This is a genomic window from Pandoraea anapnoica, assembly GCF_902459765.1.
Classification (GTDB): Bacteria; Pseudomonadota; Gammaproteobacteria; order Burkholderiales; family Burkholderiaceae; genus Pandoraea; species Pandoraea anapnoica.
In genome coordinates, this window is record NZ_CABPSP010000011.1 from 211,247 (window position 1) to 228,543 (window position 17,297).

The 17,297-nt window shown below is 64.7% G+C and carries 13 protein-coding genes; 6 read left to right on the plus strand and 7 right to left on the minus strand.

What is annotated here, in order from left to right; genetic code table 11:
* The first annotated feature begins 26 nt into the window (after positions 1-26).
* From PAN31117_RS18465 to PAN31117_RS18475, 3 genes are all read left to right on the plus strand, one after another.
* Positions 27-1,499, plus strand: a complete 1,473-nt coding sequence (locus PAN31117_RS18465) for an NAD-dependent succinate-semialdehyde dehydrogenase (RefSeq protein ID WP_150739481.1) — start codon at positions 27-29, stop codon at positions 1,497-1,499.
* A gap of 363 nt (positions 1,500-1,862) precedes the next feature.
* Positions 1,863-3,242 carry a DASS family sodium-coupled anion symporter gene (locus PAN31117_RS18470; protein WP_150739482.1) on the plus strand — a complete coding sequence of 460 codons (1,380 nt, stop codon included), beginning with the start codon at positions 1,863-1,865 and terminating at the stop codon, positions 3,240-3,242.
* Positions 3,243-3,532: 290 nt separating this feature from the next.
* Positions 3,533-4,540 (plus strand): hypothetical protein, encoded by a 1,008-nt coding sequence (locus PAN31117_RS18475; protein ID WP_174991020.1) that lies wholly within the window; start codon positions 3,533-3,535, stop codon positions 4,538-4,540.
* On the opposite strand, the gene PAN31117_RS18480 is transcribed toward PAN31117_RS18475, so the two are convergent.
* A complete protein-coding gene (locus PAN31117_RS18480; protein WP_150739484.1) occupies positions 4,524-6,014 on the minus strand; it encodes a sensor histidine kinase in 1,491 nt (496 codons plus the stop codon). The genes PAN31117_RS18475 and PAN31117_RS18480 overlap by 17 nt on opposite strands.
* A complete protein-coding gene (locus PAN31117_RS18485; RefSeq protein WP_150739485.1) occupies positions 6,011-6,766 on the minus strand; it encodes a response regulator transcription factor in 756 nt (251 codons plus the stop codon). Before PAN31117_RS18485 ends, PAN31117_RS18480 begins: the two co-directional genes overlap by 4 nt.
* A 236-nt stretch (positions 6,767-7,002) precedes the next feature.
* Between PAN31117_RS18485 and msrB the strand changes: the two genes are divergently transcribed.
* From msrB to msrA, 3 genes are all read left to right on the plus strand, one after another.
* Positions 7,003-7,611: a peptide-methionine (R)-S-oxide reductase MsrB gene (gene msrB, locus PAN31117_RS18490; RefSeq protein WP_174991021.1), complete on the plus strand. Its 609-nt coding sequence runs from the start codon at positions 7,003-7,005 to the stop codon at positions 7,609-7,611.
* A gap of 76 nt (positions 7,612-7,687) precedes the next feature.
* A complete protein-coding gene (locus PAN31117_RS18495; RefSeq protein ID WP_150739486.1) occupies positions 7,688-9,499 on the plus strand; it encodes a cytochrome c biogenesis protein DipZ in 1,812 nt (603 codons plus the stop codon).
* A gap of 45 nt (positions 9,500-9,544) precedes the next feature.
* The gene (gene msrA, locus PAN31117_RS18500; RefSeq protein WP_150739487.1) at positions 9,545-10,303 is read left to right on the plus strand and encodes a peptide-methionine (S)-S-oxide reductase MsrA; all 759 of its coding nucleotides are present in this window, start codon (positions 9,545-9,547) and stop codon (positions 10,301-10,303) included.
* A gap of 108 nt (positions 10,304-10,411) precedes the next feature.
* On the opposite strand, the gene PAN31117_RS18505 is transcribed toward msrA, so the two are convergent.
* From PAN31117_RS18505 to PAN31117_RS18525, 5 genes are all read right to left on the minus strand, one after another.
* Positions 10,412-10,786, minus strand: a complete 375-nt coding sequence (locus tag PAN31117_RS18505) for a VOC family protein (protein ID WP_039402439.1) — start codon at positions 10,784-10,786, stop codon at positions 10,412-10,414.
* Positions 10,787-11,014: 228 nt separating this feature from the next.
* Entirely contained in the window at positions 11,015-11,698 is a 684-nt protein-coding gene (locus PAN31117_RS18510; protein WP_150739488.1) for a helix-turn-helix transcriptional regulator, read from the minus strand.
* A gap of 81 nt (positions 11,699-11,779) precedes the next feature.
* Positions 11,780-13,021 (minus strand): c-type cytochrome, encoded by a 1,242-nt coding sequence (locus tag PAN31117_RS18515; RefSeq protein ID WP_150739526.1) that lies wholly within the window; start codon positions 13,019-13,021, stop codon positions 11,780-11,782.
* Positions 13,022-13,181: 160 nt separating this feature from the next.
* Positions 13,182-13,880: a (2Fe-2S)-binding protein gene (locus tag PAN31117_RS18520; protein WP_150739489.1), complete on the minus strand. Its 699-nt coding sequence runs from the start codon at positions 13,878-13,880 to the stop codon at positions 13,182-13,184.
* Positions 13,877-16,822 carry a xanthine dehydrogenase family protein molybdopterin-binding subunit gene (locus PAN31117_RS18525; RefSeq protein WP_150739490.1) on the minus strand — a complete coding sequence of 982 codons (2,946 nt, stop codon included), beginning with the start codon at positions 16,820-16,822 and terminating at the stop codon, positions 13,877-13,879. Before PAN31117_RS18525 ends, PAN31117_RS18520 begins: the two co-directional genes overlap by 4 nt.
* Between the last annotated feature and the right edge of the window lie 475 nt (positions 16,823-17,297).

The window sequence follows — 17,297 nt, forward strand, 5'->3', positions numbered from 1 at the left end:
CCCCGCTTTCCCGGAGATTCGTTCGAATGCCGCTTTCCCTGTCACGCCCCGATTTGATGCGCCGTCAGAACCTGATCAACGGCGAATGGACCAACGCCCGCGATGCCGGTCGCTACGCCGTGCACGACCCCGCCAGCGATGCGTTGCTGGCAGACGTTGCCGACAGTACGGCCACCGATGCCCGCGCCGCCACTGACGCCGCCTGCCGCGCGTTGCCCGCGTGGCGCGACAAGCTACCGCGCGAGCGCGCCGAAGTGCTCAAGCGCTGGCACGCACTCATTCTTGGGAACGCCGACGATCTGGCCCGGATCATCTCGCTCGAACAAGGCAAGCCGCTGGCGGAGGGGCGTGGGGAAGTGGCGTATGGGGCGTCGTACGTCGACTGGTTCGCGGGGGAAGCGACGCGTGTCTATGGCGACCTGATTCCGCAACAACAGCCCGGAAAGCGCATGTCGGCGGTGAAGGAGCCCATTGGCGTCGTCGCCGCCATCACGCCGTGGAATTTCCCGCTCGCGATGATTGCCCGCAAGATCGCCCCGGCGCTGGCCGTGGGCTGCACCGTGGTTGCAAAGCCCGCCGAAGACACACCACTCACGGCGCTCGCCCTCGCGGCGCTGGCCCTCGAAGCCGGCGTGCCGCCGGGCGTGTTGAACATGATCACGGCGTCGCGCACGCAAGGCATTGACGCCGTGGCGGATTGGCTCGCCGACGAACGCGTGCGCAAGGTGACGTTTACCGGATCGACTGCAGTCGGGGTGCATCTCGCGCGTGAATCGGCGGGCACGCTCAAGAAGCTGTCGCTCGAACTTGGCGGGAATGCGCCGTTCATCGTGTTCGACGATGCCGATCTCGATGCGGCGGTCGCGGGCTTAATGGCGTCGAAGTTCCGCAATGGCGGACAAACGTGCGTGTGCCCGAATCGAGTGTATGTGCAAGCGGGTGTCTACGACCGGTTCGCTGAGTTGCTGTCGCAGCGCGTGAGCGCGCTGCATGTGGCACCGGCCAGCGACGCACAGGCGCAGATCGGTCCGATGATCAATCGTCGGGCAGTGGAGAAGATCAGTCGTCATGTCGAGGATGCGCGCTCTCATGGGGCCCGCACGCTGACCGGTGGCACGACGCTGCCGTCGCTCGGGCCGCATTACTTCGCACCGACCGTGCTGGCCGATGTGAACGACGAGATGCTCGTCTGCCGTGAGGAAACCTTTGGGCCGGTGGTGCCGCTGTTCCGTTTCGACACCGAGGATGAAGTGATTCAACGCGCCAACGACACGCCGTTCGGGTTGGCCGCCTACTTCTACACGCAGAACATGCGCCGTGCCGAGCGAGTGGCACGGCGTCTCGAAGCCGGTGTCATCGGTATGAACGAAGGCGCCGTCGCGAGCGAAGCCGCGCCGTTCGGTGGCGTGAAGTCCTCCGGCTATGGACGTGAGGGCTCGAAGTATGGGCTCGACGATTACCTGTCGATCAAGTACGTCTGCCAGGGCGGGCTGGACTGATGATTTTGATGAGCGCGACCTGCTTGGCGATCCGGTTCAAAGTTCAGTGAATCTCGACATCTGGTCGCTCACCGGCTCACTCAGATAACTGACACTGCCCGGCCAGCCGGACATGAGGCAGCTTCCGGCCAAGCGCGGGTGAGCATTCCCACCACACAGCATTACGTATGAGCGATTTCCTAAGGCACCTCCCGCAGATCCGTGGCATCAAAGGCGAACGCGCGAATGTCGGCCTGTCCGCCGCATGTCGTGCATCGCGCAGCTTCATGCGCCGCAATGCGTCATGTCGCGCCCGCCTCTCCCGCGTAGCTTGCTACGACGGGAAGCTCCACGAAGAACAATTGCATACCGAGGTACCAGGAGATGAACGAACTTGCCGCAACCGTCACCCGCCCATGGGCGATGTCCGCCCGCGACGCCTGCGTGCTGCTGGCCAATGCCATCCTGATGGTGGCGCTCATTGCCCTCTTGCCGTTCGACGACAAGACCAACCGTGGACTCGCACTCACCGTCTTCATCGCCGTGTTGTGGCTGTCCGAAGCCGTCCACCTGACGGCCACGGCATTGATGGTGCCGGTCCTTGCCGTACTGCTCGGCATTCTCGAAGTCCCCACCGCGTTGACGTCGTTCGCCCACCCGATCGTTTTCCTGTTCTTCGGCGGCTTTGCGCTGGCCACCGCCATGCGTATTCAAGGCCTCGACCGCTTCCTCGCGAACCGGCTCCTGACACTCGCTGGCGGACGCATGAATCGGGCCGCGATCATGCTGTTCCTCACCACCGCAATGCTGTCGATGTGGGTCAACAACACGTCGACGACCGCCATGATGTTGCCGCTGGCCATGGGCATCCTCTCGCAACTCGACGCCAGTCGCGACCGCCGCACGTTCACCTTCCTGCTGCTCGGCATTGCGTATAGCGCCAATATCGGCGGACTGGGCACGGTCGTCGGCAGTGTTCCCAACGCCATGGTCGCGTCGCATTTGGGCATCGACTTCCTGACGTGGGCCAAATTCGGCGTGCCTTTGGTCGCCGTGCTGCTGCCGCTGATGATTGTCACGACGTATGTGGTGTTGCGCCCGCGTCTGGACCAGAAGGTCGACCTCGACGCCGAGCCGATGACGTGGACCGGCCAGCGCATCGCCGCCGTCGGCATCTTCGGATTGACGGTCATGACCTGGATCTTCAGCCAGCAAATCTCGGTGTGGCTCGGCGGCGTCAAGCAGCTCGACACGCTGATCGCCCTGCTCGCCGCCATCCTCATCGCGACGACAGGCGTCGCCTCATGGAAGCAGATTCAGGAACACACCGACTGGGGCGTGTTGCTGCTGTTCGGCGGCGGCCTCACCCTGAGCGTCGTGCTGCGCGATTCGGGCGCGAGCGTCGTCATGGCAAAGGCCGTATCGAGCGCTTTTGCGACCAGCCCGACGCTTGTCGTTCTGCTGATCACCGCTGCGTTCATCGTCTTTCTCACCGAACTGACGAGCAACACCGCCAGCGCAGCGATTCTCGTGCCGATCTTTGCTGCGATCTCGGTCTCGCTCGGCATGCCCGAAGCGCTGCTGACGATGGTGATCGGCATCGGCGCGTCGTGCGCCTTCATGCTGCCGGTGGCTACGCCACCCAACGCCATCGTGTTCGGCACCGGCTGCGTGCCGCAACGCTCGATGGTCGGCGCAGGATTCGTCATCAACATCGTCTGCATCCTTGTGATCACGGGCTTCGCGTGGGCGCTCTGGCGCTAATGGCGTGAGCCGGGGGGCGACCTCTCGTGCCCCTCCCCTCGGACGCTCAGACAGACTCGTCACACGGAGCCGGTACAATCTAGGAAAAATACCTCCGGCAATCCGTTGCGATGATGTCTGCTTCACCTGCCCGAACTGTCCAATCCATGCTTTCTTTACGTCCTGTGCGCGGTGCTCTGGCACTCGCCGCACTCACCGCAGTGCTTGCCGGTTGTGCAGGCACGCGACCCGGCGCATTCTCGGCCTCCCCGGCAAGCCCGCAGCCCCCCCGCGCTGCGACGACGTCGCCGATGAGCACCGCCTCCGCCGCTGCGTCCACCGAAACACCGCAGGCCGTCGCGCCGCTGCCGTGGTGTGTGCAAACCTCGCTGCGTGAAGAAGACGACCTCATGCGCAACTTCGGCGGCATTCCCGCTGGCGTTCGCAAGATCGAGGAAACCCGATTCATCGCCAGCTACGACCGCGTCACGGGCAAAGTCGGCCCGCTCGATAACGGCAATCGCTTCGTGATGGAATTCGACGCACAGGGTCACCTGCTCGCCAGCACCGATCGCGGCCGCTATACCTACGACGCCGATGGCCGTCTGTACAGCATCAACGGCAGTAGTGTCGACTGGCAAGGGCCGGACGAGTGGATCGTGCACGCAACACGGCATCCCGCTTGGAAGGAACAGGTGCGTCAGGAAGACGGGCGTCTGGAATGGACGCGCACGCTGGTGTCCAGCTCGAACAGCCTGCGCCATCGCCGCCCCGGCACGCTTCAGGCGCGTCAGTTCGACGACGAATGCTTCGCGCTGTCGCGTCAGTGGGAAGCGCCGAACGAGGCGCGTCAGGTGATTACCGCCGACGGGCGCGCCCGCCCGGCACCGAAGATGGTGTCGTATCGCACGTTCGCCAACGTGGAGCGCAAGCCCGATGGCGGACGCATCGTGCGCGACAACGGCGCGGCCGCCTTCATCGATGGTCAATGGCTGCCGCTCGCGTGGGACAACGAGGTCTCGGAGTACTCGCCGCGCCACGAACTCATCCGCGTGACCCGCACCGACGCGGCCACCGGCGAGCGCCACGTCTCCGAATACCACTACAAGTACGACAGCCACGGCAACATCGTGCGTATCGTCATTACGGCCCCCGGCGACCGAGTCGATCCGTTCGCGAATGTCTTCGTGCGAAAGCTGACCTACTTCGATACCACGGTGGCAGCACCCGCTTTACCGGCGACCCCGGCTGCGTCACCGGCACCGGCCGCTGAATCGACCGCACCGGCCAGCAGCGATAAACTTACGTCGGCAAAGTAAAGCGGAACGTCGCGCCCTGCGCTGCCTGACCGGACGTGTCCACCAACGTGATGCGCCGGTCGTGCAGTTGCAGGATGCGATGCACGATCCGCAATCCCAGTCCGCCCTCGCGGCGCGCCCCGCCGACAGTGAACGGCCGCTCGAACAAGCCCTCACGCGCACTCTCCGGAATCCCGGGACCCGTATCGCTCACCCGAACTTCGATCTCCGAACCGGCCGGTGCTACCGCCACCGTAATCTCGCCGCCGGACGGCGTATAACGCAGCGCGTTTTCCAGCAAGTTCGTGAAGACCCGCTCGATCAGACCGAGGTCGGCCCGCGCCGCCGGAATCTGCGGCGCGAGTTGCGCACGCAACGCCACACCGCGCGACTCGGCGCTCAGCTCGAATTTCTGGAAGACGTCCTGTATCAGATCCGTCACGGAGAAAGGCTCCAGCTCCGGCTGCACAAACCCATGCTCAAGACGCGCCAGCTCGAACAACGACTGCGCCAGCGCACCGACCTTGCGACTCTGATCCAGCGCAATGCCGAGATAGCGCCGTCGCTCGTCGGGCGTGAGCGTCGCGTCCTTGAGCGAAAGCGTCTCAAGATAGCCATGCAGCGACGAAAGTGGCGTGCGTAAGTCGTGGGAGATGTTGGCGATGAGTTCGCGCCGTTCCTGATCCTGACGCGTCAGCGTACGCCATTGCGTGCCCAGACGCTCGGCCATCTGACGGAACGCCCGCTCCAGCACCGTGATCTCGTCGCTCGGACGCGCCTGCTCCGCCGCCAGCGCATCCGTCGACAGGGCGGGCACCGGTGGAGGTGCGGCATCGATGTCGAAATCGCGCACGGTCTCCGTCAGACGCCGCAGGGGACGCGTAATGAGCGCAAACGCCGCCAGACCCGCAATCAGACACAGCGCCGCGACGAGACCGATCGACCACAGCGCCGTATTGAGTGCCGCACTCGTCGCCCCGCGTTCGGCAAACCGGTCGTGCGCCTCGCCCAGCAGCACGACGTAGACGTAACCCACTTCGCGCCCGTCCACGCGCAACGGCGCGGCGCTGAAGACTTTGCGCACGTCGGCGTTGCGCGGGTCGTCGCCGTAGATCGGCAGCGCCTCGCCGTCGATCAGACGATGCACCGGTCCGAGATCGACCTGCATGCGACGCACATGCCCTTCCGGCGCAGCGTGCCCCGTAATGCGCCCCTGTTCGTCGAGCAGATAGACTTCGACGCTCGGATTCACGACCATCAGTTGCCCGAACAGACGTCGCACCGCATCGGGCTTCATGCCGTTCGCATCCATTAACTGCGCGTTGGCGGCGATGTGCTCGGCCAGTCCACGCGAGAGCCCCTGAATCACTTCGGCTTCGTGCATGCGGTTCGCCTGCACCTGCATCCATGCCGACGTGCCGCTGCACACAATCAGCAGCACGGCGAACACGAGCGACAGGCGTTGAGTCAGGGAGAGATTCCAGCGACGCATCATGCGGCTCCTGCGTCGGTGCCGCCGCCAGTGCCCGCACCCTCTGGCGCGCCGTCGTTCGCGAACTTGTAACCGCGTCCCCAGACGGTGAGGATGCGCGTGGGCTGCGCGGGATCGGCTTCGATCTTGGCGCGCAGCCGGTTGATGTGCGTGTTCACCGTGTGTTCGTACCCTTCGTGCTGATATCCCCACACGGCGTTAAGCAGATCCATGCGCGAAAACACTTTGCCAGGCTGACGCGCGAAGAAGTACAGCAGATCGAATTCGCGCGGCGTGAGATCGAGCAGCTTGCCGCCAAGTGTGGCCTCGCGCGCAATCGGGTCGATAAACAGTCCGGCAATCGCCAGACTGCCCGCCTCCATGCGGGCGTTACGGGCCAGCGCATCCACGCGGCGCATCAGCGCCTTGACCCGCGCGACCAGCTCCAGCACCGAAAAGGGCTTGGCAAGATAGTCGTCTGCGCCCAGCTCCAGTCCTAGAATCCGGTGGACCTCGCTGGAGCGAGCACTGGTGATGATGATGGGGGTGTAGCGGGTCATCTGCCGCGCTTGTCGGCAGATTTCCAGCCCGTCGACGCCGGGCAGCATGAGATCGAGGATCAGGGCGTCCCAGCCGCCTTCGGCTAGCCGCCGCAGGCCCTCGTTGCCATCGGCGCAATGCACGACCTCGAACCGCTCGTCGCGCAAATGCAGCGTGAGCAGGTCGGCAATATGCACGTCGTCTTCGACGAGCAGGACACGGCGCGGCGATTCCATCGGACGGGAAGCTCCCGGAAAGTGAGTCTTGAAGGCCCCATTGTGCGCAGATCGCGCCCCTGGAGGTATCACGAATTGTTTAATTTTACGTGAGGACTTTGCCATCGCCGGGGGACTAACCTTCAGTCATCGATCCGGCACGGATCCCCTCTGTGCCGTACCACCGCCGTCGCGCTCCCCAGCTTATGGCGGCGGGGCCAGCCCGTGCCGGATCGTCCCACTGACCGGAGGATGTTATGAGATTGTCCGATTTGTACCCGCCCAAACCCCGGACGCCCGCCACACCGACGACGCAGCCCGCACGTGCAGTGGCGACCAGCGCCGCCCCGACACCCGCGCGCCGCCTGTTTCTGCTGAGCGCGTCGGCCGCAGCCGCCGCCGTCGCCGCCGGGTTAGTGCCGCGCCTGGTGCGCCCGGCCGTAGCGGCCGAAGGCGCCAACAACACCGAACACTTCGAGGTGACCTTCAGCGACGCCGAATGGCGCAAACGCCTCTCTGCTGGCCAGTACGAGATCCTGCGTCAGGAAGGCACCGAACGGCCATACTCCAGCCCGCTCAACGACGAACACCGTGCGGGCACCTTTGCCTGTGCGGGCTGCGCGCAACCGCTGTTCTCGTCGCGCACCAAGTTCGACAGCCACACCGGCTGGCCGAGCTTCTGGACGCCGCTCGACAAGGCCGTGGGCACCCATACGGACCGGAGCTTCGGCATGGTGCGCACGGAAGTGCATTGCAGCCGTTGCGGCGGCCACCTGGGCCACGTCTTCGACGACGGTCCCAAACCGACCGGCCTGCGCTACTGCATGAACGGTCTTGCGATGACGTTCCTTCCGCAAGCCGCCTGATATCGGTCCACTACGACGTAACCCCTAATAAAAGCTCGCAGCGCCCGCACGTCGGACGCCGCTCAAGGAGCGCTTCATGACTTTGCTCATCCTTGCCTACCTCGGCGGGATTCTGACGATCGTCAGCCCGTGCATCTTGCCGGTGCTGCCGTTCGTGTTCTCGCGTGCCGGTCAGTCGTTCTCACGCAGCGTGCTGCCCATGCTCGCGGGCATGGTGCTGATGTTCGCGCTGGTCGCCACGCTGGCCGCCGTCGGCGGCAGCTGGGTCGTGCAGGCCAACCAGTACGGCCGCTGGCTCGCGCTCGCCCTCGTCGCAGTGTTCGGCGCGACGCTGCTCTTTCCGAAGCTGGCCGAACGCCTTACGCACCCGCTCGTGTCGCTGGGCAACCGTCTGACGCAATCCGCGCAGGGCGACGACACCGCCGCAGGCGAGTCCAAGGGCACCGGCCCGGGTGCGTCGTTCCTGCTCGGCATTGCTACGGGCCTGCTCTGGGCACCGTGTGCCGGCCCGATCCTCGGCCTTGTGCTGACGGGCGCCGCACTGCAAGGCGCGAGCGTCGGCACGACACTGCTGCTCGTCGCGTACGCCGCAGGTGCCGCCACGTCGCTCGCACTGGCGCTGCTCGTCGGTGGACGCGTCTTCGCCACCATGAAGCGCTCGCTTGGCGCAGGCGAGTGGATTCGCCGCGTGCTCGGCGGCCTGATGCTCGCGGGCGTCGGCGCCATTGCCCTCGGCCTCGATACGGGCGTGCTGGCACAGGTCTCGACGGCCTCGACCGGTGGCATCGAACAGCGTCTGGTCGATCAGTTGGGCGCACGTCGGAATGCCAATGGCACCGACAGTGGCAGCGCACCACAGGCGCCGCAAGCCGATGCGAACAACGCCATGGTCCGCACCGCCGCGAATGAACCCGCGCCGCTGCCGGTCGAGGGGCAGTTGCCTTCGCTCGACGGTGCTGTCCAATGGCTCAACTCGCCCCCGCTCACAGCACAGGCACTGCGCGGCAAGGTCGTCCTCGTCGACTTCTGGACGTACTCGTGCATCAATTGCCTGCGCACCCTGCCCTACGTGAAGGCGTGGGCACAGAAGTATCGCGATCAGGGCTTGGTCGTCATCGGCGTGCATGCCCCCGAATTTGCCTTCGAGCGCGACATCAACAACGTGAAGAAGGCGGTGAACGATCTGGGCGTCGACTATCCGGTTGCCATCGACAACAACTACGCCATCTGGCGCGGTTTCAACAATCAGTACTGGCCCGCGCACTATTTCGTCGACGCACAAGGCCGCGTGCGCTACCACCACTTCGGCGAAGGCAATTACGCCGAGTCGGAGCGCGTGATCCAGCAATTGTTGCGCGAAGCCGGTGCGAAACAAGTCGCGGACAGCATCGCCGATGTGAAGGCCGCCGGTGTCCAGCAAGCGCCCGACATGAGTGACGTGCGCTCGCCGGAGACGTATGTCGGGTACGAACGCGCCGAAAACTTCACGTCGCCGGGCGGTGCGGTGAAGGACGCCGTCAGCGACTATCGCGCGCCGACCTCACCGTCGCTGAACAACTGGGGGCTTGCCGGACGCTGGAATGTCGGCCCGGAACAAGCCACGGCAACGCAAGCCGGAGCACGTATCGTCTATCGCTTCCATGCCCGCGATCTGCACCTCGTGCTCGGGCCGGACGCCAACGGCAAGCCCGTGCGCTTTCGTGTTGCGGTAGACGGCCAGGCCCCGGGCAACGCGCATGGCACCGACGCGGCAGCCGACGGCACGGGCACCGTGACCTCGCAGCGTCTCTATCAATTGGTGCGCCAGACGGGCGACGTGCAAGACCGCACGTTCACCATCGAGTTTCTCGATCCGGGCGCATCGGCTTATGCATTCACGTTTGGTTGAGCGAACCAACATGTCCCTTATTTCCGTTACCGCTGGGAGTTTGAAATGATCCAGTCCAATTCGCAGCATCACAGTCAGAAGTCGCCAGCATCGCGCCTGCGGCGCGTATTGCTCGGCGCTGCCGCCGTCGCCTCCGGGGTCTTCGCGTGGCAGATCGGCGCGTACGCCTTCGGCGGCGCGGAGCCGTCCGTTGTCATCGCCGCACCGAAGCTCGACGAGCCGTCGACCGGCGCGCGCACCGAAACAGCGGTCTTCGCAGGCGGCTGCTTCTGGGGTGTGCAAGGTGTCTTCCAGCACGTGAAGGGTGTGATGAAAGCAGAGTCCGGCTACGCCGGGGGCACCGCCAAGACCGCCGATTACGAGACCGTGAGCAGCGGCACGACGGGACACGCCGAGTCGGTGCAGGTGACGTTCGACCCGCAGCAGGTGTCTTACGGCAAGCTGCTGCAAATTTACTTCTCGGTCGCCCATAACCCGACGGAGGTGAATCGTCAGGGTCCGGACAGCGGCACGCAATACCGCTCGGCCGTGTTCCCGATGACCGACGCACAGCGACAGGTCGCAACCGCCTACATCGCGCAGCTCGACGCCTCGCACGCCTACAGCAAACCCATCGCAACGAAAGTGGAGAAATACTCAGGTTTCTATGCCGCCGAGACCTATCATCAGGACTTCCTGACGGAGCACCCGAACTATCCGTACATCGTGATCAACGATCTGCCGAAGGTGAAGGACCTCAAGCGTGTCTTCCCCACGCAGTACCGCGACACACCGGTCCTCGTGAAAACCGCGTCGGCGAAGTAATCGACGCATCCAGCGCACAGCCGGTCATTACACCGGCTATGCGCTGGCAATTTGCTGGCAAGGCACATCACCGCAGCCCGTTCGCTGCGGGAGTCGCCGCCCCAACCATTAGCGCTCGTCCGACAGCTTGTACACACGCAGACGATGACCGTCGGGGTCCGATGCCACGAACGTCCGGCCGAAGTCCATATCCGTCGGCGCTTGCAGGATCGTGATGCCGCGTGCGCTCCAGTCTTCCCACGTCGCGTCGACGTGTGCTTTGGACTGCACAGGAAACACTACCTCGCTGCCACCTGGTGGCGCGATGACCGTCGGCGCCACCGAATAGCGCGCCCACAACCCCAGCTTCATACCCGTAGGCAGCGTGAATAACGCAAACCCCGGCGACGCTTCGACCGGCTCCATGCCGAACAGCTCGGCGTAGAAACCCGCGCTTTCGGGGGGACTCGCGACATACAAATTGACCATATCCGGATGCAGCATGACAAGCTCCTGTCGTTCGTTATCAATGACGTTCTCATCGACAGCACGGCATCGGTCACTCGGAGAATGAAAGCCGTTGCGCGCTGCCATGGACGCCATCGTACGAAGCGATGCTGTCAGATTTTGTCAGCAGTCGAACGCCGATTTCAAACGTGAATTCGATGCATCCGAGGGTGGATTTTTCTCATACTTCGGGGTGCATCGGATCGCCGGGAACCCTCATTCGACTCAACCCTTTCCGGTCGTCTCACGCCACGCCTTGAGCAAGGTGCGGCGTCCGCGCGGATAACGGGTGTCGGCAACGGTCATGGCTTCGATGCGGTCGGCGCGGAAGCTGCGGAAATCGTCGCGCAACTCGCACCACGCGAGGATCATGCGAACGCGATCGAAGAAGCCCAGCGCGAACGGCCAGACAATGCGCTCGGACAGACGTCCGGCCTCGTCTCGATAGGACAGATGAAGTTTGCGCTCGGCGCGAATGGCCTCGCGAATGTCGGTCAGATCGACGATCATCAGTGGCAGCGGATCGCCCGGCCCGATGAGCAATGTCGATGCCTCAAGCGAGGTGCGCAGGTCCGACGGCAGTACCGCCGCGATTTTCGCCAAGGCATTCGCCGCCGCATCGGCCAACGCTCCGTCGGTGCGCTTGGCGACCCACCGCGAGCCGAGCACGATCGCTTCGATCTCCTCTTCCGAGAACATCAGCGGCGGCAACATGAAGCCCGGTTTGAGGACGTACCCCAACCCCGGCGCCCCCTCGATATGCGCGCCCTGCGACTGCAATTCGGCGATGTCGCGATAGAGCGTGCGCAGGCTCACACCCAGCGAACTGGCGAGCGCAGCCCCCGGCACCGGATAGCGGTGACGGCGCAGCAATTGCATGAGGGAGAAGAGACGTTGTGTGCGAGACATGGCGCGTCATTATGCGCCATGTCCCGCCCGATGCGATGCCCTGCGGTGGGTCGGATCGGCTTCCGCCTTACACCGTGCGCATTACTTCTGACGCAGTTGCTTGACGATCTCGGAGTTCACGTCGCCCGCCTGCCCGCCGTAGGCCACGCGCAGGTAGTTGGTCAGCTCGGAGATCTGCGCATCGGTCAGACGTTTGTCGAAGCCCGGCATGTCCTGCATCGCTTCCAGCCCCGGGAATTTCTGCGCTTCCACGCCATCGAGAATCGTGATGATGAGATTGCGCGGATCCTTCTGACGCACGGTCGAATTGCCCAGCATCGAGACCGCCACATGGGGCTTGCCGGTGCCGTCCGCTGCATGACATCCGGCGCATACGGCCAGGTACATATTGCGTCCCGCCATCAGCTTGCTCGTGTCGGGGTTCTGCGGCAGCGGCTTCGGTGCAGGCGGTGCGTCGCCGAGCAGATACGTCGAGAGCGACCGCAGGTCGTCCGGCGTGAGGTACTGCGTACTCAGATGCACGACCGGATACATCTCGCCGAACGCCGAGCCTTGCGGCGCAATGCCCGTGCCGAAGAACGTTTGCAGGTCTTTCACCGTCCAGCCGCGTGCGGCCAGCGCCTCAGGCGTCAGATCGGGTGCGGCGATACGTGCGAGCGCAGCGCCGCCGAGCGGCTTCGCTTTGTCCAGTTGACCGAACGTGCCGCGCGGCGTGTGGCATTCCGCGCAGTGTCCCAGTGCGTTGGCGAGATAACGCCCGCGCAGCCAGTCCGCCGATTGGCCCTTCGACGCATCGGGCAGCGTGTCCTTGAGGAACATCCAGTCCCACGCGCGCATGGCGATGCGGACGTTGTACGGGAACGAAAGGTCGTGCTTGCGGTTGGGCACGGCGGCCGGTTTCACCGACATCAGGTAAGCGTAGATGGCGTCGCTGTCCGCGCGCGTCATCTGCCGGTAGGACGTGTACGGCATGGCCGGGTACAACGCCTTGTCGGGCGCGACGCCGTCATGCAGCGCACGGTAGAACTCTTCGGCCGTCCAGCCGCCGATGCCGTTCGTCTTGTCCGGCGTGATGTTCGTGCCATAGAACGTGCCGAACGGCGACTTGAGCGGCACGCCACCGGCGAACGGCGCACCGTCCGCACTCGTATGGCACGCCGCGCAGTCGGCCGCGCGCGCCAGATACTTGCCCCGAGCAATCAGCTCGGACGGGGCGGCCAGTGTCGTGGCTGGCGCGGCTGCGGCGGCCGGGACGGAGGATGCGGACGATGCCGCAGCAGGCGCGTCTGCCGCCATCGCGCTCGTCACGAGCGATGGCACCATCGATGTCTTCGGCTGCGGCGGCTGGCCGGGCTCGGGCGGCTTCGGCATCGTGGAGTCGTTGCACGCGCTCACGAGCATCACGGCGGCGAGACACGCCGCGCGAACGCTCCATCGGGTGACGCGCGTCAGGTGCATGGCAGTTTCCCTCATTTCGCGCCCCTCACTTCGAGTCCTTGATGCAACCGGGCGTCTTCAGCACGACGTCGCGCACGGCCTCGTAATAGCGCACATAGCCCGTGCACCGGCAGATCTGATCGTTCAGTCCGTCGGTGATCGCGGCCTCCAGATCGGCGCGCGCAATCGGGTTGCGCTTGAGCCGCTCGATGAGCACCGTTGCCGCGTTCACGAAGCCCGGTGTGCAGTAGCCACACTGAAAGCTGAAGTGATCGAGGAACGCCTGCTGGATGGGTGCGAGCGTGACCTTGCCGTCGGTGTCGCGCGTCGCGTGGCCTTCCACCGTACGTACGGTCTTGCCGTCGAAATAGTTCGCGCCGGTAATGCAGGTGCGCACCGTTTCGCTGGTGCCATCGGCGTGATCGACGATCACCACGCACGCGTGGCAAATGCCCTGCCCGCAGCCCAGACGCGAGCCGGTCAGGCCCAGCGTCTCGTGCAGGAAGTCGATCATCATGAGACCGGCGGGCACGTCCATCGGGCCGTGCGACTCGCCGTTGACCTTGACCGTGACGGGCAGCGTCTCCCACGGCTTCTTGCCGCTGGCGGACGCAGGTGATGCAGCGGGAACAGCCGGTGCTGCGGCAGCGGCACTCGCCGCGCTGGCGTTGTTCATTGGCGCTTGGGCACCTGCATCCGCGTTTGCATTCGACGCGGCCTGCGGTGCGCTACTCGTATCCGTCATGCCAGTACCTCCTGGATTTTCTCCGGCGTCACCGGCAACTCTGTAAATCGATGGCCGATCGCGTGCGCGAGGCCGTTCACAATCGCACCCACCACAGGGATCATCACGACTTCGGCAATGCCCTTGGGCACATCCGTCTCGGAGATCGGGGGCAGGACTTCACCTGTCTGCGTCCACACGGCGACGTCCACCGCGCGCGGCAGGTGATAGCGATTGAAGTTCCATGTGCCATTGCCGGGGCCGTCTTCATACAGCGGCAGGTACTCGTGCAGGGCATGACCGATGCCCATCGCCAGACCGCCCTGCAACTGGCCCGAAACGAGTTGCGGCGAGATCTGATTGCCGCACTCCATGATGGAGTGGTGCGTGAGCAATTCGACCTTGCCCGACGCTTCGTGTACCGACAGCTCCACCAGCGTGCCCACGGCGCTGTAATACGTGACAGCGGCGTTGTTTCGCTGCACAGGCGGGTAATAAACGCGCTTGCGATCCATCGTGCGATAGCCGGTCGCGGGCGTAGGGGCGGCCACTTGCTGACCCGCTGCGGCGTTCGGCTGCGGCGCACCCTTCGCTGACGCGGACTTCGCTGGCGCGTTACCGCTGCGATGCGCGCTCTTTGCAGCCGGAGTCTGTGCGGCAGGCGCTTGCGCAGCAGCGGCCGACGGGTTGGCCCCGCCCTTGCCGAAGCGCAGGGCGATGCCATCGACCGGCAAACGCTGCGTCACACCGTCCCCCAGATCCCAGTCCGCTTCGGCCCACTGCCAGCGATTGAAGACATGCACCGTCGCGCCCGTCACAAAGCCCTGCTCATAGGCCGTCTTCGCCAGCAGGCCGAGCGGCAACGCTTCGAGTCCGGCGGCCGAGAGCTTGCCGTCGACCCAGCGGGCATCTTCCGCACGCACGACGAGCGGCGCGGCCTGCCCGCCGCCCAGTCCGCGACGCCAGATCGACAGCGCCGCTGGCCATAGCCCTTGCAGGAACAACAGACGCGCCGCTTCGCGCGTGCTGTGCGTGAAATAGAACGCCGAGTTCGTCGCGCTTGACGGCGACGCGTACCCCGGCGACCAACGCGGATTAGCGGCGAGTTTGTCCTGATCGGCCTGCGACATCAGATACGGATCGCCGCTGGTCACCACCGGCAATTCGGGCCAGTCGGTAATGGCGATGTGCACCTCGGTGGCGGGCATGCCGAGCCATTTCGCCACGGCCACGGCCTGCGACGTCGACGTACCCGTACCAATTTCGGCCGCCGTGTGATGCAGCGAAATCTTGCCGGTTTCGTCGAACTCCACGCGCGCGAACGACGTCTCCGCCCCCGTGCCGAAGTCCTTCTGCACGCAAGCGAATCCCACGCCATAGCGACGGCCCGGATGCGCCGCTTCGTACTCGGCCTTCTTCTTGTCGCGCTGCGTCCACAACGGATGCGCCTTCGCGCGGGCGAGCACTTCGTCCACCCGCACAGCGCCTGCAGGAATCGCGCCCTGCGTGTTCTTCATGCCAGAGCGCAGCGCATTCTTGAGACGGAAGTCGATCGGGTCGACGCCGAGTTGCGCGGCCATCTCGTCGATCATCATTTCGGTCGCGGCCATCGACTGCAATGTGCCGTAGCCACGCGCCGACCCCGCGTCGATGGCGCGCGACGCAATCGCCACGCTCGCCAGATCGCTCTGCGGGAAGTAGTAGATCGACTGGGCCGCCGTCGCGCCCACCATCGCCACCGACGGCGAGAAGTTCATGCGTCCGCCGCCGTTGCACTCCATGTCGGCCGCGAACGCTTGCAGCATGCCACTCTCTTTGTCGACGCCGATGCGATAGCGCATCGTGAAGGCGTGACGCTTGAGCGACGTCTGGAACTGCTCGTAGCGATCGTTGGCGAGCCGCACCGGCAGGCCGTCGCCATACATCGCAGCGGCCAGCCCGTAGAACGGCATGTTGTAGTGGTCCTTCGAGCCGTAGCCCACCGTGTAGCACGGATAGACGATCAGCCGCTTCACAGGGAAATGCCCCTTCGCGGCCATCGCTGCTGCGTTCTCCGCGACTTCGGACGGCGACTGCGTGGGCACCACCATGTGCAGCGTTTGCGTGGCGGCGTCGTACCAGCAGTTGGCGTTATCGGGTTCGAGCGCCGCCGTGTCGACGGACTGCGTGCGGTACTCGCGCGACATCACCAGCCAGTTCGCCGGCGGATGCGCGAGCGATTCGCCGATCTTGCCCGCGTACGCCATGCCCTGCTCGTCGAGCTTGCCGTGATCGTTGCCGTCGGGCCACACCGGCAGGTGCTTGCGCATCATGCTCGGGAAGATCGGGGCGTCCTTGAGACTTGAGTAGACGTCGTCGTCATACGCGGTCTTGCCGCCCACGCGCACGTAACGGAAGCTGCCCCACGGGTCGCGCTCCAGCGGCCCCGTGACGTCGCCGTAGCGAATAATTTCGTCGTGGAACTTGAGCTTGTCTTTGGCGAAGCGAAAACGCGCGAAGTCGCGATAGATGAGGATGGCGACCGCGTGGCCGAGATACGCGGGCGTCTTGCCGACGGGCAACAGCATGTCGTCGCCGTAGAACTCGGGGAACGCGACGCCGTCGCGTGCGAGATCCTCGGCCGTCACCACACGGTCGGGTTGCAGACCGTCGTCCAGGCGCGAGAGATCGAAGCCGAGATACGGACGGTCCGCGAGCGTCGCGCGAAGCACGAACGCATGCGCCTGCTGCGCGGGCCAGCCCGGCATGTCGCGCGCGCGTACGTCACGCGCAAATATCTTGCTACCAGTGACTTTAGCCGTGCCGTCGATACGGAATTTGGCTTGTCCCTTCACGGCGTCCCACGCCATAGGCGTGAGGTTCTTGTCCTCGAAGAGCGCCGCAAACGCGCGACTTCCCATCGGCGCGATATACACGGAGATGCCCGCGACGACCGACGCCTTGAGAAAGCCTCGACGTGTCATCGCGAAGCCAGCAGACGCTTCGGGATTGGCGGAATTCGGGAGTGTTTGAGGTGTTTCGGAAGCAGCGTCATGACGAGCGTCATCGCTCGACACAGCCGCTGTCGGACAGTGTTTTCTTGGCAGGCGCGGCATATGCGTTCCGTCCGTCTTGTTTTGGGGGGGACGTGCCACGATCACGATTGCGGCCCTGCAACTCCCGAACGACAAAACGGCACTGCAACGATTCACGCGGTCACGACGGAAAACACGACGCCGCTGCACAACGTCGCTGACCCACGATGCATGTTCACAATGCGTGACATTCGCGTGCCGTGATGCGCTCGTGAAGTTCTATAAGAACACGCTTCATGAGTGACACCGGACGTTTCAAGGCTACACGCCACCTCTGAGATTGACAAGATTGGACATGACGCACTGCGTGAGAACGCATGCGCTGCGCGACGTACGACGCACCGTGCGACGGGCGCGTGCGGGC